This is a genomic window from Enterobacter cloacae complex sp. 2024EL-00711, from assembly GCF_047529885.1.
Classification (GTDB): Bacteria; Pseudomonadota; Gammaproteobacteria; order Enterobacterales; family Enterobacteriaceae; genus Enterobacter; species Enterobacter ludwigii.
Window position 1 is genome coordinate 131,779 of record NZ_JBLIZC010000002.1, and the last position, 20,433, is coordinate 152,211.

General features: G+C 54.1%; 19 protein-coding genes and 1 tRNA gene. 11 read left to right on the plus strand and 9 right to left on the minus strand.

Going from position 1 to position 20,433, the window contains the following annotated elements:
- Positions 1 to 56: 56 nt before the first annotated feature.
- The 5 genes from apbE (at position 57) to mgtE (ending at position 6,196) form a co-directional block, all read left to right on the plus strand.
- Complete coding sequence (gene apbE / locus ACMVME_RS07020; protein WP_068794827.1) at positions 57 to 1,112, plus strand: FAD:protein FMN transferase ApbE; 1,056 nt, start codon at positions 57 to 59, stop codon at positions 1,110 to 1,112.
- A 72-nt stretch (positions 1,113 to 1,184) separates the two neighbouring features.
- On the plus strand, positions 1,185 to 2,243 hold the full coding sequence (ada, locus tag ACMVME_RS07025) for a bifunctional DNA-binding transcriptional regulator/O6-methylguanine-DNA methyltransferase Ada (protein ID WP_025203605.1): 1,059 nt from the start codon (positions 1,185 to 1,187) through the stop codon (positions 2,241 to 2,243).
- Entirely contained in the window at positions 2,243 to 2,893 is a 651-nt protein-coding gene (gene alkB, locus ACMVME_RS07030; protein ID WP_020883168.1) for a DNA oxidative demethylase AlkB, read from the plus strand. The genes ada and alkB overlap by 1 nt, the downstream gene beginning before the upstream one ends.
- 75 nt (positions 2,894 to 2,968) lie before the next feature.
- Positions 2,969 to 4,612 (plus strand): multidrug ABC transporter permease/ATP-binding protein, encoded by a 1,644-nt coding sequence (locus ACMVME_RS07035; protein ID WP_068794826.1) that lies wholly within the window; start codon positions 2,969 to 2,971, stop codon positions 4,610 to 4,612.
- A 147-nt stretch (positions 4,613 to 4,759) separates the two neighbouring features.
- Positions 4,760 to 6,196: a magnesium transporter gene (gene mgtE, locus ACMVME_RS07040; RefSeq protein WP_068794825.1), complete on the plus strand. Its 1,437-nt coding sequence runs from the start codon at positions 4,760 to 4,762 to the stop codon at positions 6,194 to 6,196.
- On the opposite strand, the gene ACMVME_RS07045 is transcribed toward mgtE, so the two are convergent.
- Positions 6,159 to 7,448, minus strand: a complete 1,290-nt coding sequence (locus tag ACMVME_RS07045; RefSeq protein WP_068794824.1) for a SulP family inorganic anion transporter — start codon at positions 7,446 to 7,448, stop codon at positions 6,159 to 6,161. The genes mgtE and ACMVME_RS07045 overlap by 38 nt on opposite strands.
- A gap of 187 nt (positions 7,449 to 7,635) precedes the next feature.
- Between ACMVME_RS07045 and mqo the strand changes: the two genes are divergently transcribed.
- Complete coding sequence (mqo, locus tag ACMVME_RS07050) at positions 7,636 to 9,288, plus strand: malate dehydrogenase (quinone) (protein WP_414743405.1); 1,653 nt, start codon at positions 7,636 to 7,638, stop codon at positions 9,286 to 9,288.
- Positions 9,289 to 9,381: 93 nt separating this feature from the next.
- Here mqo and eco read toward each other — a convergent pair whose 3' ends face one another.
- Positions 9,382 to 9,885 (minus strand): serine protease inhibitor ecotin, encoded by a 504-nt coding sequence (gene eco / locus ACMVME_RS07055; protein WP_044867435.1) that lies wholly within the window; start codon positions 9,883 to 9,885, stop codon positions 9,382 to 9,384.
- Between the two features lie 209 nt (positions 9,886 to 10,094).
- Here eco and ACMVME_RS07060 point away from each other — a divergent pair, with 209 nt between their 5' ends.
- The 4 genes from ACMVME_RS07060 (at position 10,095) to ACMVME_RS07075 (ending at position 13,730) form a co-directional block, all read left to right on the plus strand.
- Entirely contained in the window at positions 10,095 to 10,355 is a 261-nt protein-coding gene (locus tag ACMVME_RS07060) for a DUF2534 family protein (RefSeq protein WP_010433451.1), read from the plus strand.
- 135 nt (positions 10,356 to 10,490) lie between these two features.
- On the plus strand, positions 10,491 to 11,678 hold the full coding sequence (locus tag ACMVME_RS07065; protein WP_068794823.1) for an MFS transporter: 1,188 nt from the start codon (positions 10,491 to 10,493) through the stop codon (positions 11,676 to 11,678).
- Positions 11,679 to 12,301: 623 nt separating this feature from the next.
- Positions 12,302 to 13,261, plus strand: coding sequence for a hypothetical protein (locus ACMVME_RS07070; RefSeq protein WP_068794822.1), 960 nt, complete (start codon positions 12,302 to 12,304; stop codon positions 13,259 to 13,261).
- Between the two features lie 118 nt (positions 13,262 to 13,379).
- On the plus strand, positions 13,380 to 13,730 hold the full coding sequence (locus ACMVME_RS07075; RefSeq protein WP_251858775.1) for a hypothetical protein: 351 nt from the start codon (positions 13,380 to 13,382) through the stop codon (positions 13,728 to 13,730).
- A 303-nt stretch (positions 13,731 to 14,033) separates the two neighbouring features.
- Here the strand turns inward: ACMVME_RS07075 and ACMVME_RS07080 are convergent, their stop codons facing one another.
- The 5 genes from ACMVME_RS07080 to ACMVME_RS07100 all read right to left on the minus strand — a co-directional run bounded on the left by ACMVME_RS07080 (position 14,034) and on the right by ACMVME_RS07100 (position 17,065).
- The gene (locus ACMVME_RS07080) at positions 14,034 to 14,360 is read right to left on the minus strand and encodes an NIPSNAP family protein (protein ID WP_068794900.1); all 327 of its coding nucleotides are present in this window, start codon (positions 14,358 to 14,360) and stop codon (positions 14,034 to 14,036) included.
- Between the two features lie 124 nt (positions 14,361 to 14,484).
- Positions 14,485 to 14,883: a DinI family protein gene (locus ACMVME_RS07085; protein ID WP_079231847.1), complete on the minus strand. Its 399-nt coding sequence runs from the start codon at positions 14,881 to 14,883 to the stop codon at positions 14,485 to 14,487.
- Positions 14,884 to 14,908: 25 nt separating this feature from the next.
- A tRNA-Pro gene (locus ACMVME_RS07090) sits at positions 14,909 to 14,985 on the minus strand.
- A 72-nt stretch (positions 14,986 to 15,057) separates the two neighbouring features.
- Positions 15,058 to 16,818 (minus strand): LPS biosynthesis-modulating metalloenzyme YejM, encoded by a 1,761-nt coding sequence (yejM, locus tag ACMVME_RS07095; protein ID WP_068794821.1) that lies wholly within the window; start codon positions 16,816 to 16,818, stop codon positions 15,058 to 15,060.
- 19 nt (positions 16,819 to 16,837) lie between these two features.
- Positions 16,838 to 17,065, minus strand: coding sequence for a YejL family protein (locus tag ACMVME_RS07100; protein ID WP_001135586.1), 228 nt, complete (start codon positions 17,063 to 17,065; stop codon positions 16,838 to 16,840).
- A 134-nt stretch (positions 17,066 to 17,199) separates the two neighbouring features.
- Here ACMVME_RS07100 and yejK point away from each other — a divergent pair, with 134 nt between their 5' ends.
- Positions 17,200 to 18,207, plus strand: a complete 1,008-nt coding sequence (gene yejK / locus ACMVME_RS07105) for a nucleoid-associated protein YejK (protein WP_014170942.1) — start codon at positions 17,200 to 17,202, stop codon at positions 18,205 to 18,207.
- A gap of 54 nt (positions 18,208 to 18,261) precedes the next feature.
- Here the strand turns inward: yejK and rplY are convergent, their stop codons facing one another.
- Both rplY and ACMVME_RS07115 read right to left on the minus strand, forming a co-directional pair.
- Positions 18,262 to 18,546 carry a 50S ribosomal protein L25 gene (rplY, locus tag ACMVME_RS07110; RefSeq protein WP_014170941.1) on the minus strand — a complete coding sequence of 95 codons (285 nt, stop codon included), beginning with the start codon at positions 18,544 to 18,546 and terminating at the stop codon, positions 18,262 to 18,264.
- 125 nt (positions 18,547 to 18,671) lie between these two features.
- Complete coding sequence (locus tag ACMVME_RS07115) at positions 18,672 to 20,432, minus strand: DEAD/DEAH box helicase (protein WP_014170940.1); 1,761 nt, start codon at positions 20,430 to 20,432, stop codon at positions 18,672 to 18,674.
- Between the last annotated feature and the right edge of the window lies 1 nt (position 20,433).

Below are 20,433 nucleotides of genomic sequence, written 5' to 3' on the forward strand. Positions count from 1 at the left end.
CTTACAATTCACCCTTTTGGTGTACTCTTGCCGCCCTGGCATGAGGATAATAATGAATGGACATGACTTTTTTACGCGCCAGCTTCCTGGCTATACTTTTTTTCCTGACAGCATGTGACTCTTCCACGCCTGTGGCCAAAACGGATGCTCCCGCGGCGACGGTGCTGGAAGGCAAAACGATGGGCACATTCTGGCGTGTCAGCGTGATGAATCTCGATAAGACACGCGCTGACGAACTTCGCAGCAAAATTCAGTCGCAGCTGGACGCCGACGATCAGCTTCTTTCGACCTACAAAAATGACTCTGCGCTGATGCGCTTTAACCTCTCTACCAGCACTTCCCTGTGGCCGGTGAGCGAAGCAATGGCCGATATCGTGACCGAATCAATGCGCGTGGGCTACAAGACCAACGGCGCGATGGACGTGACCGTGGGGCCGCTGGTTAACCTGTGGGGGTTTGGCCCGAACAAGCAGCCTGTCACCACACCTGACCAGGCGGCGATAGATGACGCCCGCGCCCGGACAGGGTTGCAGCACCTGACGGTGATCAACCAGTACGGGCAACAGTACCTGCAAAAAGATATTCCCGATCTGTTTGTTGATCTGTCGACGGTAGGGGAAGGGTATGCGGCAGATCATCTGGCCGCGCTGATGGCCCAGGAAGGTATTTCGCGTTACCTGGTGTCCGTGGGCGGTGCGTTAGTCAGCCGCGGCATGAATGCCAGCGGTAATCCGTGGCGAGTGGCGATTCAAAAACCGACCGACCAGCAAAACGCCGTACAGGCGATTGTGGATATCAACGGTCACGGTATCAGCACCTCCGGGAGCTACCGTAACTATTATGAGCTCGACGGGAAGCGGATTTCGCATGTCATCGATCCGCAGACCGGCCGCCCAATCGCGCATAATCTGGTCTCGGTGACGGTCATTGCCCCCACCGCGCTGGAAGCCGATGCCTGGGATACCGGTTTAATGGTCCTCGGTCCGGAGAAAGCCAAAGAGGTGGTCCGCCAGGAAGGACTGGCTGTCTATATGATCACCAAAGAGGCTGATGGCTTCAAAACCTGGATTTCGCCGCAGTTCGACAGCTTCCTGGTGAGTGATAAGAATTAAAAAGCAAGGTTGCGGGTTTTTAATCAGTGGCACTCGGGCACGCTGTATGTATGCTTGTAAGAGGAGCTGATGATGAAAAACCCGACCTTTACTACCGATGACGATCGCTGGCTGGCCGTGCTGGCTCGCGATCCGCGTGCTGACGATCAGTTTGTCTTTGCCGTGCAAACGACGGGGATCGTCTGTCGTCCGTCCTGCCGTGCCCGCCACGCATTACGTAAAAATGTCCGCTTCTACCCCGATGTAGATCATGCCCTTCAGGCAGGGTTTCGCCCGTGTAAACGCTGTAAGCCGGACAAACGCGATCCGCAGGAACAGACGCTGGCAAAAGTTGAACATGCCTGCCGTCTGCTGGAGCGCGATCCCGCGTTAACGCTGGAAATGCTGGCGCAGCAGGTCGCCATGAGTCCTTTCCACTTCCACCGCTTGTTTAAGTCCGTTACCGGTATGACGCCTAAAGCCTGGCAACAGGCGGCGCGGGTACAACGCCTGCGTACCGCTCTTGCGCAGGGGGACAAAATTACCGATGCCGTGCTGGCCGCCGGGTTTCCTGATAGCAGTAGCTATTATCGTCAAGCCAACGCTGCGCTGGGCATGACGGCGAAGCAGTACCGGAAAGGGGATGTGGCCGTGCGTTATGCGATTGGTGAGTGTTCGTTAGGCCGTTGCCTGGTGGGTGAAAGCGAGCGCGGGATCTGCGCGATTCTGCTGGGTGACGACGATGCGACATTAACCGAGGAGCTTTTGACGCTGTTTCCAAAAGCAGAGCGAGAAACGCTGGAAGGAGAATTCGCCCGGCGTATTGAGCGGGTGATTAGCGCTATCGATGACCATACCGTGCCGCTGGCACTTCCGCTGGATATTCGGGGCACCGCTTTCCAGCAGCGTGTGTGGCAGGCGCTTCGTGACATTCCCCGCGGTGAAACGGCAAGTTATCGCCAGGTGGCGCAGACGATCGGTAGCCCAGGCGCTGTCCGTGCGGTGGCGGGAGCCTGTGCCGCAAATAAACTGGCCGTTATCATCCCCTGCCACCGCGTTGTTCGTCACGACGGTGCGCTTTCGGGCTACCGCTGGGGGACAGAACGAAAGGCGTTGTTACTGAAACGTGAGGCAAAGAACCCGGAGGGATAATGCTCGATCTTTTTGCGGATGCGGAACCCTGGCAGGAGCCCCTTGCGCCCGGCGCGGTGATCCTGCGCCGCTTTGCGCTTTCCCGCGCGGCGGCGCTGCTTGCCGGCATCGATGAGGTGGCGGCGGTCTCGCCGTTTCGACACATGGTGACGCCCGGGGGGTACACCATGTCGGTGGCGATGACGAACTGCGGAGAACTGGGCTGGGCGACAAACGCGCAGGGCTATGTATATGCCCCGGGCGATCCTGTAACCGGCCAGCCATGGCCGCCGATGCCTGACGTTTTTCGGGCGCTCTGCCATGACGCCGCCGTTGAAGCGGGCTATGCCGACTTTCGCCCGGATGCCTGTCTGATTAACCGCTACGCCGTGGGGGCAAAGCTCTCGCTGCATCAGGACAAGGATGAACCCGATCTGCGCGCGCCGATCGTCTCGGTATCCTTAGGCCTGCCCGCGGTCTTCCAGTTTGGCGGATTACGCCGTAACGATCCGCTGAAACGGCTCATGCTGGAGCACGGTGATGTGGTGGTTTGGGGCAGGGAATCGCGGCTTTTTTATCACGGCATTCAGCCCCTCAAACCGGGAGTACATCCTCAGACCGGCGAGTTCCGCCTTAACCTGACGTTCCGGCAGGCATCCCGTGGCCAATAAAAATAAGAATTATTCTTGATGTAACCGTCCGGCAGTTTAAACTGCTGGCTGATTTTTATTGCCCGGATTGCCTGCATGCAACTACTTCTCCTCGTCTGGCGTCAGTATCGCTGGCCCTTCATTGCCGTCATGGCGTTAAGCCTCGCCAGCGCCGCGTTAGGTATCGGCCTGATCGCGTTTATTAACGTGCGCTTGATTGAAATGGTCGATACCTCACTCGCCGTCCTGCCGGAGTTTCTTGGCCTGCTACTGCTGTTGATGGCGGTGACGCTCGGCTCGCAGCTGGCGTTGACGGCGCTGGGACACCATTTCGTTTTCCGTCTGCGCAGTGAATTTATCAAGCGTATTCTGGACACGCAGGTAGAACGCGTTGAGCAGCTTGGAAGTGCTTCCCTGCTGGCAGGGCTGACCAGCGACGTGCGCGCCATTACCATTGCCTTCGTTCGTCTGCCGGAGCTGGTGCAGGGCATTATTTTGACCTTTGGTTCGGCGGCGTATCTCGCCTGGCTCTCCACAAAAATGCTGGCGGTCACTGCGCTGTGGATTGTTATCACCATCTGGGGCGGTTTTCTGCTGGTGTCGCGCGTCTATAAACACATGGCGGTGCTGCGTGAAACCGAGGATAAGCTCTATAACGATTACCAGACCGTGCTGGAAGGGCGTAAAGAGCTGACCCTGAATCGCGAGCGTGCCGAGCATATCTTTAACCATCTCTATATTCCTGATGCCCGCGAATACCGGCATCACATCATTCGCGCCGATACCTTCCACCTGAGCGCGGTGAACTGGTCGAATATTATGATGTTGGGCGCCATTGGCCTGGTCTTCTGGATGGCGAACAGTCTGGGATGGGCGGATACCAACGTCGCGGCGACCTATTCACTGACGCTGCTGTTTTTACGTACACCGCTCCTCTCCGCCGTGGGCGCATTGCCAACGTTGCTGAGCGCTCAGGTGGCGTTTAACAAGCTCAATAAATTCGATCTCGCACCGTTTAAAGCCGAATTCCCACGCCCGCAGGCCTTCTCGAACTGGCAAACCCTGGAGCTGCGTAACGTCATGTTCCGCTATCAGGACAACGCTTTTTCCGTCGGACCGGTAAACCTGACGATTCATCGCGGCGAACTGCTGTTCCTGATTGGCGGTAACGGTAGCGGGAAATCCACGCTGGCGATGCTGCTCACAGGCTTATATCAGCCGCAATCGGGCGAGATTTTGCTGGATGGCAAAGCGCTGAGCGCGGAGAAACCTGAGGATTATCGCAAGCTCTTCTCGGCGGTCTTCACCGATGTCTGGCTCTTTGATCACCTGCTGGGGCCGGAAGGGCAGCAGGCTAACCCTGCGCTGGTGGAGAAATGGCTTGGGCAACTGCAGATGTCCCATAAGCTTGAGCTTCAGGACGGTAAAATCCTGAACCTGAAACTCTCGAAGGGGCAGAAAAAGCGCGTGGCGCTGCTGCTGGCACTGGCTGAAGAGCGTGACATCATCCTGCTTGATGAATGGGCGGCAGACCAGGACCCGCATTTCCGCCGCGAGTTTTATCAGGTGTTACTGCCGCTGATGAAGGCGATGGGCAAAACTATTTTCGCCATCAGCCATGACGATCACTACTTCATTCATGCCGACCGTCTGCTGGAGATGCGCGACGGTAAGCTCAGCGAGTTAACCGGCGAGGAGCGCGACGCAGCGTCTCGTGATGCGGTAGCGCGCACGGCCTGATGTCTCGTCTGACCCTCTCCGACCGGGAGAGGGGATAAAATCGCGGCCGATGTGCCGCTTTTTTATGCATCCCGTCCCGTTGTTTATTCTTATTTACATATCCCCGCGCTATGCTTAATGCCATCTCATTTCATGGATTTATGATTGATGTCGGTATTAAAGAAAAACAGCGCCCGGCAGCGTGACCAGGAACGTGCGCGTCTCATCTGGCTTCTCACGACCGATAAAGCGGTCACTTCTGCGTTACTGGGCAAACTGACCCTGGCTGAGCAATATGATGTCGGCACTTTAGCCGACGATATTGCTGAGGTAGGTGCACTGGTTGCCCATTTGCCTCCGCCCGACCTGGCGGATACCCTCGAAGCACTTCCCTCGGAAGAGCGTCACGCCCTGTGGCGTCTGGTGCAGGATCACGAGCGCGGGCAGGTGCTGCTGGAGGCGTCGGAAAACGTCTGGGATGATCTTATCGATGAGATGAGCGACCGGGATATTCTTGATGCCCTGCAAACGCTGGATATCGACGAGCAGATTTACCTTGTTCAACACCTGCCGCGTAACCTGACCGGACGACTGCTGGCCTCGCTGCCTGCCGATGAGCGGGCGCGCGTGCGCCAGGTGATGCACTACGATAAACACAGCGTTGGCGCAATTATGGAGTTTGGCGTCATCACGGTGCGCCCGGACGTCACGCTCGGCACGGTGCAGCGCTATTTACGCCGCCTGGGCAGTATGCCCGGCAACACCGATAAACTGTTCGTGACCTCGCGGGATAAAACCCTGCTCGGTGAGCTGGAGCTGAAAACGATCCTGCTCAACAGCACTCAGCGGCGGGTGAGCGAGGTCATGGAAAACGAGCCGATGGTCTTCTCGCCGGAGGATGACGCGGAAAAAGCCGCGCGTACCTTCGAACGTGACGACCTCGTGAGTGCGGCGGTGGTGGACTCGGTCGGCAAGCTGATGGGACGTCTGACAATCGATGAGATCGTTGACGTGGTCTACGAAGAGACCGATAACGATCTGCGTGCGCTTGGGGGGATCAGCGCCGAAGATGACGTCCATGCCTCCGTGGGCAAGGCGGTCAAAACCCGCTGGGCCTGGCTTGCCATTAACCTCTGTACCGCGTTTATCGCCTCCCGCGTGATTGATGGCTTCGAACACACCATTTCGCAGCTGGTCGCGTTAGCCTCGCTGATGCCGATTGTGGCCGGGATAGGCGGCAACACCGGCAACCAGACCATCACCATGATTGTTCGCGCGCTGGCGCTGGAGAACATTCAGCCGGGTAACTTTGCCTTCCTGATCTTCAGAGAGATGGGCGTGGCGCTGATTAATGGCCTGGTGTGGGGCGGAATTATGGGCGGCATTACCTGGTGGCTGTACGACGATATGGCATTAGGCGGCGTGATGATGCTGGCGATGGTGCTGAACCTGCTGGTTGCGTCGATGATGGGCGTCATCATCCCGTTGACGATGACAAAACTCGGGCGCGACCCCGCAGTGGGGTCGAGCGTCATGATCACTGCCATCACCGATACGGGCGGCTTCTTTATTTTTCTTGGGCTGGCAACGCTTTTTCTTCTTTAACCCGACGCTTAATTCGGGCGGGAAGGAGTGCCATCACGATAATCCCGCCCAGCACGCCAATGGCCAGGTTACCGGTTGATACCGTGGCTGCAACGGTCACCAGCATCACGACCGTTTCCGCAATGGGGGCATTTTTCACCGTCGCGGGCTGCAGGCTATGCCAGCTGAAGGTTTTGACGGCGACAATCGCCATAATCCCGGCCAGCACGACCATCGGGATGCGGGCCATCACTTCACTCAGCGCCGTCACCAGCACCAGAAGCACAAGACCGGCCGCAACAGTGGAAATGCGGCTGCGGCCTTTGCCCATCTCCACGTTGACAATGGTTTGACCAATCATGGCGCAGCCTGCGATACCGCCATACCAGCCGGCCAGAATGTTACCGATGCCCAGACCAATGCTTTCGCGGCGCTTGCCGGACGGGGTTTCCGTCAGCTCATCCACCAGTTTTGCCGTCAGCAGCGACTCCAGCAGGCCCACAAATGCAATGCTTAATGCGCATGGCCAGATAATGCTCAGCGTATCGGTGTTCAGCGGGACAAGCAGCTGCGTCAGCCCGGGCAGGCCACCGCTCATGGTGCCTTCGTCACCCACGGTCGGCAGGATTTGCCCGGTGGTCACGGTAAACAGGGTTAACACCACAATGGCAATAAGCGGCGCGGGGATACTTTTGATATAGCGGGGCACCCAGAGGACGATCAGCAGCGTCAGCACGAACAGGCCCACAATCAGCGGGCTTCGGCTCCAGAAATGGGGAACCTGGGCGAAGAAAATCAAAATACCGAGCGCGTTAACAAACCCGGTCATCACCGACTGCGGAATAAAGCGCATCAGTCGCGCCATACCGAGCACGCCGAAGAGGATCTGGATCGCCCCGGCCAGCAGAACGGCCGGCAAAATGTACTGCACGCCATGCTGATGCACCATCGGGCCAATCACCAGCGCCACGGAACCCGCTGCCGCCGTGACCATTGCCGGGCGGCCGCCGAGCACGGACAGGGCAAGACACAGCACCACGGAAGCAATCAGGCTAACTTTAGGATCAACCCCTGCCACGACAGAAAACGAAATCACTTCAGGAATAAGCGCCAGGGCAGTAATCACGCCCGCCAGCGTTTCACGCATCAGCAGCCGGGGAGAGCGTAATACCGAGGCGACATGGCCTTCATGTGGTAAAGAAGAATCGGGTAATGACATAACACTTCGCAGGTTAGGGCAGGCTTCCGTGCGCGCGATCACAAAACGCAACATACTAGCCAGAAAAGCCGCCTTTTGCCAGCCGCATAGGTAATCCCTCACAAACAATCCATCATTAAATTTCACAATTACAATAATTTCTTAACCTTTAAACACCATTTAAAAGTTGTTACCGTTCCCGCGCAGCTTTTTTCACCTGCAATTTCCACGCATCACGCACTTTTACACTAAGGCATAAATTATGAAAAAAATGACTGCCATGCTCTTGTCTCTGGCCGTGGGGCTGAATACCGTCTCAATGGCGGCAAAAGCTGACACGCCAAAAGAGCAGGAAACGGACGTCCTTTTAATTGGTGGCGGTATTATGAGCGCCACGCTGGGAACCTATCTGCAAGAACTGCAGCCGGACTGGTCTATGACCATGGTCGAGCGCCTCGATGGCGTGGCGCAGGAGAGCTCGAACGGCTGGAACAACGCCGGTACGGGCCATTCGGCACTCATGGAACTGAACTACACACCGCAGAAAAAGGACGGTTCCATTAGTATCGAGAAGGCGGTTGAGATCAACGAAGCATTCCAGATTTCTCGCCAGTTCTGGTCTCACCAGGTGAACAGCGGCGTAATGCACGATCCGCACTCCTTCATCAACACCGTGCCGCACATGAGCTTTGTGTGGGGCGAGCAAAACGTTAACTTCCTGCGTGCGCGCTATGCGGCTCTGCAGCAGAGCACGCTGTTCCGCGGCATGAAATACTCCGAAGATCACGCGCAGATTAAAGAGTGGGCTCCGCTGGTCATGGAAGGTCGTGACCCGAACCAGAAAGTCGCCGCGACCCGTACTGAAATTGGTACTGACGTGAACTACGGCGAAATTACCCGCCAGCTGGTAGGTTCCCTGCAGAAAAAAGAGAACTTTAATCTGCAGCTCAGCACCGAAGTGCGTGGTTTCAAGCGCAATGCGGATAACAGCTGGAGCGTGACCGTTGCCGATCTGAAACACAATGAAGAAGAGCACGTCATCAAGGCGAAGTTTGTCTTTATTGGTGCGGGCGGCGCGGCGCTGAAACTGCTGCAGGAAACCGGTATTCCGGAAGCGGACGATTACGCAGGCTTCCCGGTGGGCGGTCAGTTCCTGGTGTCTGAAAACCCGGAAGTGGTGAATCGTCACCTGGCAAAAGTCTACGGTCAGGCTTCCGTTGGTGCGCCACCCATGTCCGTTCCGCACATCGACACCCGCGTGCTTGACGGTAAACGTGTGGTGCTGTTCGGGCCATTCGCGACCTTCTCCACGAAGTTCCTGAAAAACGGTTCCCTGTGGGACCTGCTGAGTGCGACCACCACCTCTAACGTTAAGCCCATGATGGACGTCGGTCTGGATAACTTCGATCTGGTGAAATACCTGATTAGCCAGGTGATGCTCTCTGACGATGAACGCTTTGACGCGCTGAAAGAGTACTATCCGCAGGCGAAGAAAGAAGACTGGCGTTTGTGGCAGGCGGGTCAGCGTGTACAGATCATCAAACGCGATCCGAAAGAGGGCGGTGTACTGCGTCTGGGTACCGAAGTGGTCAGTGACAAAGAAGGCACTGTTGCTGCGCTGCTGGGTGCGTCACCGGGGGCTTCTACCGCTGCGCCAATCATGCTGCATCTGATGGAAAAAGTGTTTAAAGACAAAGTTGCCAGCCCGGAATGGCAGGCAAAACTGAAAACCATTATTCCTTCTTACGGCACTAAGCTGAACGGTAATGTTGACGCGACGGAACAGGAACTGGAATACACCAGCCGCGTTCTGCAGCTGCAATATGTGAAGCCGCAAGCTGCTGCTGACTCAGCACCAAAGGCAGAGCTGAAGCCTCAGGCGGAAAACAAACCGGTCGCGGATATCGCACTCTGATGTGAAAAAGCCGGGTAGCGTTAGCGCTTACCCGGCTTATTAAACCGCACAGTATCATGGCCGGGTCAGGCGAAGTCGCCACCCGGCTTATCCTTAACGGACTTCTGCGGTGCCCCTCTCTTCTTCCGCCTTCCACACGCGATATTTCACTTCCACGTTTGCAGGCGTATAAACGACGATTGGCAGCTTGCTGTTATAGCGCAGCAGACTGTTGTCACCCAGATACGCGGTAACAAATTTCTTCTCTTTCTTGCCATCCGGGCAGGCCATCATGGTCGAAACCGGAGAGGTCACTTTATCAAAGACGTAATAGTCGTAGCCCCAACCTTCCAGGGTTTTGCTTTCCAGCTGACCGCCCAGACGGTGCTGGTTGCAGTCCACTTCCAGCGTCTGGCCAATTAACAGTTCCACTTTGAAATTCGCTTCATCCTGCTGAGCGGGTAACTGAATGACCTGACGCTTCATCCCTTTTTCCGCTTGCGGATAAGGCGCTACTTTTTCCAGAGGCTGCGCTTTAGGGGTGTCGCTGGCGAAAGCGCTGGTGCTAACGCATGCGGCGGCAATCAGGGCAATGGCAAATTGAGGTGCTTTTTTCACAGTCATTCCTTTATGTCAAACTATCAGGCACAGGTTAACATAATGTTCGTGAATGGTTGGTGTAATTTACTTACATTTTCAATATTGGCAGCGTATAAAACTCTATTAATGCGCAATTAGTGGTTGTTTGTACTGCATTGGAGTCTGGCGGCAGATCGTGTTATTTTAAGCGCCACATAATGTTATTCATCTGTGAAGGGAAGAGAGAGATGGTACGTGCAAAACTGAAAACACCTGAAGGCCGCAAGTTCCTGTTGGCGTTACTGGTTGTGTTTATGATTGCTGCCGCGTGCGTTGGGCGGGCAACCATTGTTGGCGTTATTGAACAGTACAACATTCCTCTCTCTGCCTGGACGACCAGCATGTATGTCCTGCAATCAGCGATGATCTTTGTTTATAGCCTGGTGTTCACCGTGCTGCTTGCCATTCCGCTGGGCATTTTCTTCCTGGGTGGGCGTGATAAACACTAAACGCCTTTCCTGCGATAAATAAGCCAGCCTGAGCGCTGGCTTTTTTATTGGCTCGTTGTTCTTCCTCAGATTTTTAATCCGTCGTATCCTATTCTGTAAGCAGTCAGGCCACTATTTTCAGAGCAGGAGTTACAGATGCTTTCCAGATTTACGGTACTCAGCCGGATCCCTCGTGGGGTCTGGGTAGTGGGTGGCGTCAGTATGTTGATGGACATCTCGTCAGAGAGTATTCACAGCCTGCTTCCACTGTTTATGGTGACTACGCTTGGAACGAGCGTGTTGGTTATCGGCCTGATTGAAGGACTCGCGGAGGCTACCGCTCTCTTTATCAAAGTCTTTTCGGGGGCGATTAGCGACTATCTTGGCAAGCGTAAAGGGCTGGCGCTACTCGGGTATGGCCTCGGTGCGCTGAGCAAACCCTTTTTCGCCCTCGCATCCTCTTCGGGGATGGTTTTAGGCGCGCGCCTGATGGATCGTGCGGGGAAGGGGATCCGCGGTGCTCCACGGGATGCGCTGGTCGCAGATATCACCCCGCCGGAACTGCGTGGGGCGGCATATGGCCTGCGTCAGTCTATGGATACCACCGGCGCATTTCTGGGGCCACTACTGGCCGTGGGGTTAATGCTGCTGCTACACAATGATTTTCGCGCGGTTTTCTGGATAGCCCTGATCCCCGGCTTTCTTTCGGTTGCGCTGCTGTATTTCGGCCTGAAGGAGCCGAAAACCCCTGTCGAACATAAACGCACTAATCCCATCAAAAGAGAGAATTTAACGCGGCTGGGAAAATCGTGCTGGTGGGTCATTGGCCTGGGGGCGGTATTCACACTGGCACGTTTTAGCGAGGCTTTTCTTGTCCTCCGTGCGCAACAGTCTGGCGTTCCCCTGGCCTTAATCCCGCTGGTGATGGTGGTGATGAACGTGATCTATTCTTTCTCGGCCTATCCGTTTGGCAAACTCTCTGATGGTATGAGCCATACCCGGCTTCTGCAGTGGGGGCTAGTCGTTTTGATTGCCGCTGATGTCGTTCTGGCCCTGAGTACCCATTGGACCGGTATTATTGTCGGCGTTGCGCTCTGGGGCATGCATATGGGGATGACTCAGGGGCTGCTGGCCGCGATGGTGGCTAAAACAGCGCCTGCGGATTTGCGCGGTACGGCGTTTGGTCTTTTCAGTCTGGTCAGCGGGATCGGGTTACTGATGGCCAGCGTGGGTGCCGGTGCTATCTGGGAACTGTGGGGCGCAGAATATACCTTTTATGCCGGCGCGGTGATTTGTTTGCTGACACTGCTTTATCTGCGTAAAACGCCTGCCGAAGTGCGGTAAGAATACGGTTATTAAAATGCTTTTCTTTTTTTAGTCGTACGAATCAGGGCTGGACAGCATTCATGTTGATTCAACCAGCCCTGTCATCAATTGCAATAAATTCCTGCCTCTGTAATTAGACCCCCCGCTATACCGCCACGTTGTTCAATTATCACACCTCTTATCGCGTGAAATCCGGGTATATATCCCTCTCTGCATTGCTGACCGTGTCTGGCTTGGGGCCGCACCAGCTACGCAGGGACAGAGTGCTTTATCCAGGGTGAGGGATGCTTTCGTTACGTCAATGCACGTGCACTGAAACATTATTTCACTTTTTTATGCAGGATAATGAACCGGAAAAATTCACCATCTGAGTGTTATCCACTAAAAAAATGATTTGTTGCGATAACAATAGAGATGTTTTGAAGCGAATTAACAGGGAAATATAGTGGCTGAGTTGATTGTTATTTCTACAATTTGAATTAGGGATATTGATAAATATCAAAAGTGTAATCGTTTACAGTCGTTATTATGCGCGGTTTGAAGTGCTTGTTTCGTTTGTTGAAAAAAGTCCCCGACATGTGCCGGGGTAGTAAATTGTTGTTTCTGTTTTCCCTTAACGTAAATTAAAGGTAATTATTGTAATGAACCGCCATTCTATCATTTCTTTATCCGTAATAATTGCGCTTTCATGCGGAAGTGTGAACGCCTTCGCTTCTAATTTCATGACCATGGATGAAAAAGCCACTGCTATTCAGTCGATTCGCAATGAAGCCAATCAGGCCATGGAGGATAAGCAGGCTGCATTAAAGGCTTACAATGCCGACCGTTCACCTGAAAATATGGCCCGTTTAGGGGACATCGAAAACAGCTTACGCACTGCAGGCGATCGTATTAATGCAGTACAGGCAACTGAAATGGCTCCCGATGCGCCGCGACCTGTAACACAAAGAGCGCCGCAACTCCTGCAGCAGAAAACGCCACACATTACGGGCACGACTTACCGGAACGCTGTGATTTCAATGCAGCAAGTCACAACAGGGCCAGCCTTACCTGCTGGAACTGCCGTTAACCCCTCTGACGCCACCAAAACGTCTACAGTGGCTGCGCCACAAATCACAGGCACAACTTACCGCGCCGCAGTGGTGTCTATGCAGCAAGCGACAACAGGACCAGCCTTACCCGCTGGCACGGCGGTTACTGCGCCCTCGCTTACTCATACTCCAGCCACCACGAAAGCACCTGATAACGTTACAAGTGTTGCCATAACAAAAGACACGGGCTCGATTAACGTTGCTGTGTCCAGTATGAAGCCGGGGACGCCTGTGAATATCACGGTTAACGGTGTCACCACTACCACCACCGCAGGGGAGATCGCCAAAGTCGATCCGAATGTGCAAATCGCAGTTCCGCATGTAGACGCGTTGATCGTCTCTCAGCGTCAGGGAAGCGATCATAGCCGTAATAACTCACGACATGAGCATGGAACGGGAAACGGCAGCAACAATGCAGCCAACAGCAACAGCGCCCACGGCTTAGGCGGTGGCAATCATATTGGTGGTGGTAGCGCTCAGTCTGGCTCCAGAAACGTGGGTCACTGGTGATAGTCAATCTCTTGATGGGGTGGTTTTTGGGGGTTGTCAGTGGCTGGTGTATGGCTGGAATAGTGGCAAACCTGAAAGAAATCAGGCGACAACATGTCGAATTTGGGAAGTATTTTAAGTGAAACCTTTAAAAAAAGCGTTACTGATGAAAAAGGCTCAGTGGATATTAATCATTCTGGCAGCGGTGACTACTACAGGATGTTGCATTGCTTCTCAACCCGAAACGGATGCATTAAGCACCCGGCCTTTCATGGGGGGGAATGGTAAACGTGTTGCGGCAATGTCAGATTTTCAAATCTGCGAGGCGTTGGGCTATGCACAGGCCCACCACGAAACGAAAGTTTACAACACGCTTTCCGCATTGTTGGAGCAACGCCAACAGGCGCGCACGCTCAGGATCGCTCAGGGTGATTGCACCGCAGCAGCGCTAAACGTCATCAATGAGGAAAAGGCCAAAGTGAAACAGTAACGCATCAGGGGGCCTAAACGGGCCCCTTTTTTCCAGTGAGTTACATGACACCCATTTCCCTTTGCAGAAATAAAAAACAACCCGGAAGGGTTGGTTTTCAAGAATATGTTGGTCGGAAAAACGCTTCTTGGGGATGTCCTCATGTGGCTTATGAAGACATTACAAACATCGCGGTGTGTTAATCAATGGGGAGCAGGGTAGGGTTAGATATGTATTAGCTCAGACTCGTTTTGGCAGTTTCAATACACCGAACCAAACCTAATATGGCAGTAAACGCTCAATCGCGACGTAACAGATTTGGACTTACACTCGTAGCCCATCCACACTTACTCGTGGCAGATCAATTACTGTCTTAATGCTTGTTTCGATGCAGTCAATGATGGACTCACGAGGCCCGCAGCGCCAGTCTGCGCTCGCGTAGAAAGAATTAAGCACTGTATTCATATTTTCAATACTTTCAAAGGATCGAATGAGATAGTAGCAATCAAGATCGTGCAGAGAGTGACCAAACGACACCACATCGATGCCGTGGCGTTGATGAAGGGGAACGCTAATTTCTGCCATGACGTTATGAAAAAATGCTCCGGTGCCTTTGTGTAAATTGTATTGCAGTATCTCGACTGTTTTCATCATCACTGCTCCAGACGTTGGTTTATCGCACTAAGTCGATTGTCCAACGTTATTGTCTTACACAAAAGAAAATTGTCAGCTAAAGTCCGCGCCAGTACATTCGATATGAGGGCTTCAAAGAAATTTATTCATTTGTAAGCCACATATCAGACTCTTCAAACATATCCTCCAGCATGCGGTTCAACTTTTCACGATCGCTTTTGCTGGCATCGCTATTGAGTCCGTTAGCCTGCATAGGCTTAACCTTCACTTCAGCATCAGGGAAGATGTTATGCACTCGCTTCGTAAGCTCGGCCAATATAATTTCTCTGGCTCCATCCAGGCCCTGAACATTTCGCTTATCGTAAACCAATTCAACAAACATAAAACCTCCGTAATAACTTCCAGTGGGGGAGGTATTTTTACTGTAAAAATATACAGCGTCAAGCGTGGCGGAATGTTTTAAGGGGGATTGTCGACCGTTGGTGCTGAAACTACAGGTACTAATTCCCATCAGAAATGAAGCAATAAAAAAACCAGCCATAGCTGGCTGGTTTAAAGAGTATTTTTGGTCGGCACGAGAGGATTTGAACCTCCGACCCCCGACACCCCATGACGGTGCGCTACCAGGCTGCGCTACGTGCCGACGCATAAAAAGAATACTACTCGATTCCGTTTTGAATGCAAGGGAATCTGTTGCTAACTGGTTTATAATTAATCAGTTAGCGATAAAGCGCTTCTCATCCGTCAGAACCTGCAGCAGCAGGCTCAGCTGCGGTTTTTGGTCTTTCAACCGCTCACCCTGCAGATTATACGTCTGATACTTCCCATTGTTGTTCAGCACCAGCGTCAGCGCTGGCGTAGTCACCACCAGCGTGCTCTCTCCGGCAGCCGTCACCCAGTTATGGCGGCGGGTGGCACTGAAGAGATCCTGCCCCTGTGAATATTCGTTTGCTGGCGTGCTGACGTGCAGCAGACGTTGCATCAGGGTCGTCATCACATCTTTATGTTCAGTCAGCATATTGATGCGCTGCGCCGGCGTTCCCGGCCAGTGGATCACCAGCGGAACATGCAGATTTGGACGCGACCACTCCATGCTCTTCGTCTCGTCACCCAACGGGATACCATGACCGGCCGTGACGATCACGACGGTGTTATCCAGCTTGCCAGACTCGCGCAACGCGTCGAGTACGCGGCCGATTTGTGCATCCACGTCACCGGCAGCGCGGCTGTAGCGGCGCGCAAAGCCTTTCTGATTCGTGTCCTCAAGGTTGGTGCCGTTTAAGGCAACCCACGAGAACCAGCGGTTATCTTCCTGGGCGTAGCGTTGCAGCCAGCTTATCCACTGACTGGCGGTCTGTTCATCTGTCTGGCTCTGTGCCGCCGGCAGTGAGAAGTCTGACAGCAGCGCCTGGCGATAGAGCGCGCTGTTAAAGCCATCCGATGAGAATAGCCCTAACTGATAACCCTGCTGATTAAGCCCGGTGATCAGTGCCGCAGGAATACGGGCGGACAGCACGCCGTCCATGTATCCGGCTGAAATGCCGTAGAACAGACCAAAGATACCCGCGTCGGTCGAGTTACCGGAACTCATATGCTGTGTAAACGTCACGTTCTTACTGGCGAAATCAGCCAGAGCAGGCATCAGCTTCTCGTAACGTGAATAATTCAGGCCATCGACGGTGATTAACAGGACGTTTTGCCCGCGGCCCATATCGCGATAGCGTAGTTCGCTCAGCGGATACTGAACGCTGACCGCTTCCGGATTACCCTGTTCGACCAGACGGCGCTGATACTCCTGCGCATCCAGCAGGCCGTGTTTTTCGAGGAAACGGCGGGCCGTCATCGGATAAGAGAGCGGCAGGTTAGCGCGCTGCATGGTAATAGGGCGATAGAAGTTCGCATCCGCCCAGATATACATGATGTGCGAGCTAATAAAGGAGACGAAAAAGAGCGTCGCAACGGGCTTCGCGTAATGGCGGCGCCGGGTCAGGCTGCGCAGTTTTTGCCAGCTCCAGGTGGCAAACAGCATCTCAATAAGCAGGATCACCGGAACGCTGATAAACATCAGCTGCCAGTCACGGGCCGTTTCGTTTTGATCCGGGTTGATCACCAGTTCCCAGACGATGGGGTTGAGATGCAGGTGAAAACGGGTAAAGACTTCGCTGTCGATAAGCAGCAGCGTTATCCCCGCCGTCGCGAGGATAGCGGACAAGAAACGCATGAGCCGCTGCGACATGACGATAAACGTCAGGGGGAACAGGATCAGCAGATAGGTGGCGAAAACCAAAAAGCTAAAGTGACCCACAACGCTCATCCAGGAGTAAATACGCCCGGTTAGCGTTGTCGGCCAGTCTGCGACAAACAGATAACGACAGCCAATGACCGACGCTAACAGAATGTTGAACAGGGCAAACCAGTGTCCCCAGCTGACCATCTGGGAGACTTTTTCACGGTAGCGCTGACGATTCGTCACCATAAACTGTTGTTCGTTTCCCTTAATGGGCCTGGTCGTCGCTGACGGAGGACTGTAACGCCTGGGCGAAAGATTTGGCGATCGCCTGACGCTGAGCCGGAGCAACGCTGGTATTGATAAGGTTGGTGACCATATTTCCCAAAACCATCAGGGAGAGATCGGTCGGCGTTTTATGTTTTTCCAGTACGTTGACCAGCTCACTGAGCAGTTGTTCAACGTGTTCATCACTGTAGCGGGAATGTTGTGGCATAAATCAAAATCAGTTTGTTGATGAAAGGGCAACATATTACCGTAGCGACAGCTTTTTTTCCCCTTTTTTATCTGTTGTTGCACACATGACCTGGTGGTGGTTGAATACCGCCCGGTCTAAAAGGAGAGTTTATCATGAGTCTGGAAATCAACCAGATTGCCTTGCACCAGCTTATCAAGCGTGATGAGCAAACCCTTGAAGTGGTGCTTCGCGATTCGTTACTGGAACCCACGGCGACCGTTGTGGAAATGATGGCGGAGTTGCACCGCGTCTACAGTGCTAAAAATAAAGCCTATGGTCTGTTCAGCGAAGAGAGCGAACTGGCTGATAGTCTTCGTCTACAGCGTCAGGGCGAAGAGGATTTCCTGGCGTTTAGCCGCGCCGCCACCGGACGTCTGCGTGACGAACTGGCAAAATACCCGTTCGCAGACGGCGGTATCGTCCTGTTCTGTCACTATCGCTACCTGGCGGTAGAGTATCTGCTGGTCACCGTGCTGAACAATTTAAGCAGCATGCGCGTGAATGAGCAGCTGGATATCAGCTCTACCCACTATCTTGATATCAACCATGCGGATATCGTGGCGCGTATCGATTTAACCGAGTGGGAAACGAACCCGGAATCGACCCGCTACCTGACCTTCCTGAAAGGCCGCGTCGGCCGTAAAGTGGCTGATTTCTTTATGGACTTCCTCGGCGCCAGCGAAGGTCTTAACGCCAAAGCGCAGAACAAAGGGCTGCTGCAGGCGGTTGACGACTTTACCGCCGAAGCGCAGCTCGATAAATCTGAGCGTCAGACCGTGCGCCAGCAGGTGTACAGTTACTGCAACGAACAGCTGCAGGCGGGAGAAGAGATTGAGCTGGAGTCGCTGTCAAAAGAGCTGGCGGGCGTCAGTGAAGTCAGCTTCCAGGAATTTACCGCTGATAAAGGCTATGAGCTCGAAGAGAGCTTCCCGGCGGATCGCAGTACGCTGCGACAGCTCACTAAATTTGCCGGTAGCGGCGGTGGGTTGACCATCAACTTTGATGCCATGCTGTTGGGTGAACGCATCTTCTGGGATCCGGCCACCGATACGCTGACCATTAAAGGCACGCCGCCGAACCTGCGCGATCAGCTTCAGCGACGCACCTCTGGCGGGAAATAACAGGCATAAAAAAAGCCCCGCAGAAGCGGGGCTTTTTTTTCGACGTGTTTGCGATTACGCGCGAACGAAGTCGATGTGAGTGACTTTTGGCTTGAACGCGTGACGCTGAACAGCCTGAACTTTCACTTTTTCTTCTTTACCGCCAACAACGATGGTCAGAACTTCGCTGTAGAATTCAGGTTTGTTCTGCAGGTTCCACACTTTGTCGTGATCCAGTTCGATTGCAACTGGAGCAGCTTCGCCACCGTAAACGATAGCCGGGAACTTGTTAGCGTTACGCAGGCGGCGGCTCGCACCCTTACCCTGCACGTTACGTACTTCTGCTTCGATAGTAAACATTGATTTCTCTCTGTATTTTAAACCCTACTACAGGCGACCCAGCAGCAGGTGAGTGTTCTGCTTCACGGATATGAAGCGGGCGGCATTTTATACTCAAATGCCCCTCACATCAATGAAAAGTCCCCTTAACCGCGCAATTCGTTGGCGCGACGAAAACGGCCTTCGTAATCAAACACCTTTTCCCGAACCTGCCAGAACTGTCCTTTCATACGAGCCACAACAAAATCCGGGTGGCGCAGTAACACCTGCTGGCGCACGATATCGGCCACGGTAATCCAGCGCAGCGGTACACCGGGCGTACGGGTGTGCGGGCGAATAAAGAGTTGTTCGAAGGCCATACGCTGGGCAGGCGTATGTACCCTGAAGCGCTCGCTGACGTCTGCGCCGTCTTCATCGTAATAGGTGATTTTCAGCCACTCGCCTTTGTCATCCGCGCCGGGTTGCAGTGCCATACCGGAACAGCGCAGCACCAGCGCATCTTTTAACTTCAGCGCTGCTTTTAGCATGTCATCAGGATCGACCAGAACCGTATCGCATTCGCGACAGCGACGGGCGGCAATATCGTTTTCCGCATTGCACTGCGGGCAGTTTTTAAAGCGGAAACGGAAATCGCACTGTTCGCGATGTCCTTCGTCATCTTCAAACCAGCCCTGACAGCGGCGGCCAAAATGTTCAATCAGCGTGCCGTCTGCGGTGGTTTTACCCCAGAAAGTGTTGGCAAAACCACAGGCAGGGCAAAAGACCTGAACGGGGACGTTGTCGCTTTTGCCTTTTGGCGTGCCGACTTCCGGAGAGTAGAGATCGTGCGGGTTTCCGGCGTAATCCAGAATAAGACAGTCGGTTTTCCCGGGCGCCAGGCGCAGGCCGCGCCCCACAATCTGCTGATAAAGACTGACCGATTCGGTCGGACGTAAAATGGCAATCAGATCGACATGCGGGGCATCAAACCCGGTGGTTAACACTGACACGTTCACCAGATAGCGGAATTGTTGCGCTTTGAAGGCGTCGATCAGGCGGTCGCGCTCCGGCCCGGGCGTCTCGCCGGTGATTAAGGCCGCGTCCTCGGCGGGCAGCAGCCCGGTAATTTCTCGCGCATGCTCCACGGTGGCGGCAAAGATCATGACCCCTTTGCGCGTCGCGGCGAACTCTTCTATCTGGCTAATGATATGCGGGGTAATGCGCTTTTGCTTTTTCAGCGCCTGGTTCAACTCCGCTTCGCTGAATAACCCGTTGCTCTGCGCCTGTAACCGGCTGAAATCGTACTGCACTACCGGCATGTCCAGCCGCTCGGGCGGCGTCAGGTAGCCATGCTTGATCATGTAGCGCAAAGGAAGTTCATAGATACAGTCGCTGAACAGCGCTTTCTCATCGCCGCGCACCATGCCGTGATAATGGTAGCGATAGATCCAGCCTTTACCCAGGCGAAACGGGGTCGCCGTCAGGCCAAGCAGGCGAAGGTGCGGGTTCACCTCTTTCAGGTGAATGAGGATTTGCTGATACTGGCTGTCGTCGTCATCGCTGATGCGGTGACACTCGTCGACAATCAGCAGCGAAAATTCACTGCGAAACAGATCAAGGTTGCGGGCCACCGACTGTACGCTGCCAAAGACCACTTTGCCGTGGCTCTCTTTACGCTTTAGCCCGGCAGCGAAAATGTCAGCTTCCAGCCCGAGCGCGCAATACTTGGCATGGTTTTGCGCCACCAGCTCTTTGACGTGGGCCAGCACCAGCACGCGTCCGCGTGCCAGACGCGCCAGTTCGGCGATCACCAGGCTTTTGCCAGCACCGGTCGGAAGCACAATGGCCGCCGGTGCCTGGTGTTTACGAAACCAGGCGAGAGTGGCGTCAACGGCTTCCTGCTGATAAGGACGAAGTGTAAAAGTCATG

What these genes read in the sequence shown, in the direction of transcription:
- ACMVME_RS07065 (WP_068794823.1), top strand. Translation starts at nt 10,491, where the DNA reads ATGCTTTCCAGATTTACGGTACTCAGCCGGATCCCTCGTGGGGTCTGG.
- ada (WP_025203605.1), top strand. Translation starts at nt 1,185, where the DNA reads ATGAAAAACCCGACCTTTACTACCGATGACGATCGCTGGCTGGCCGTG.
- ACMVME_RS07045 (WP_068794824.1), bottom strand. Translation starts at nt 7,448, where the DNA reads ATGTTGCGTTTTGTGATCGCGCGCACGGAAGCCTGCCCTAACCTGCGA.
- alkB (WP_020883168.1), top strand. Translation starts at nt 2,243, where the DNA reads ATGCTCGATCTTTTTGCGGATGCGGAACCCTGGCAGGAGCCCCTTGCG.
- yejM (WP_068794821.1), bottom strand. Translation starts at nt 16,818, where the DNA reads ATGGTGACGAATCGTCAGCGCTACCGTGAAAAAGTCTCCCAGATGGTC.
- ACMVME_RS07100 (WP_001135586.1), bottom strand. Translation starts at nt 17,065, where the DNA reads ATGCCACAACATTCCCGCTACAGTGATGAACACGTTGAACAACTGCTC.
- ACMVME_RS07115 (WP_014170940.1), bottom strand. Translation starts at nt 20,432, where the DNA reads ATGACTTTTACACTTCGTCCTTATCAGCAGGAAGCCGTTGACGCCACT.
- ACMVME_RS07085 (WP_079231847.1), bottom strand. Translation starts at nt 14,883, where the DNA reads ATGGCTGGTTTTTTTATTGCTTCATTTCTGATGGGAATTAGTACCTGT.
- rplY (WP_014170941.1), bottom strand. Translation starts at nt 18,546, where the DNA reads ATGTTTACTATCGAAGCAGAAGTACGTAACGTGCAGGGTAAGGGTGCG.
- apbE (WP_068794827.1), top strand. Translation starts at nt 57, where the DNA reads ATGGACATGACTTTTTTACGCGCCAGCTTCCTGGCTATACTTTTTTTC.
- mqo (WP_414743405.1), top strand. Translation starts at nt 7,636, where the DNA reads ATGAAAAAAATGACTGCCATGCTCTTGTCTCTGGCCGTGGGGCTGAAT.
- ACMVME_RS07035 (WP_068794826.1), top strand. Translation starts at nt 2,969, where the DNA reads ATGCAACTACTTCTCCTCGTCTGGCGTCAGTATCGCTGGCCCTTCATT.
- yejK (WP_014170942.1), top strand. Translation starts at nt 17,200, where the DNA reads ATGAGTCTGGAAATCAACCAGATTGCCTTGCACCAGCTTATCAAGCGT.
- ACMVME_RS07070 (WP_068794822.1), top strand. Translation starts at nt 12,302, where the DNA reads ATGAACCGCCATTCTATCATTTCTTTATCCGTAATAATTGCGCTTTCA.
- mgtE (WP_068794825.1), top strand. Translation starts at nt 4,760, where the DNA reads ATGTCGGTATTAAAGAAAAACAGCGCCCGGCAGCGTGACCAGGAACGT.
- ACMVME_RS07080 (WP_068794900.1), bottom strand. Translation starts at nt 14,360, where the DNA reads ATGAAAACAGTCGAGATACTGCAATACAATTTACACAAAGGCACCGGA.
- ACMVME_RS07060 (WP_010433451.1), top strand. Translation starts at nt 10,095, where the DNA reads ATGGTACGTGCAAAACTGAAAACACCTGAAGGCCGCAAGTTCCTGTTG.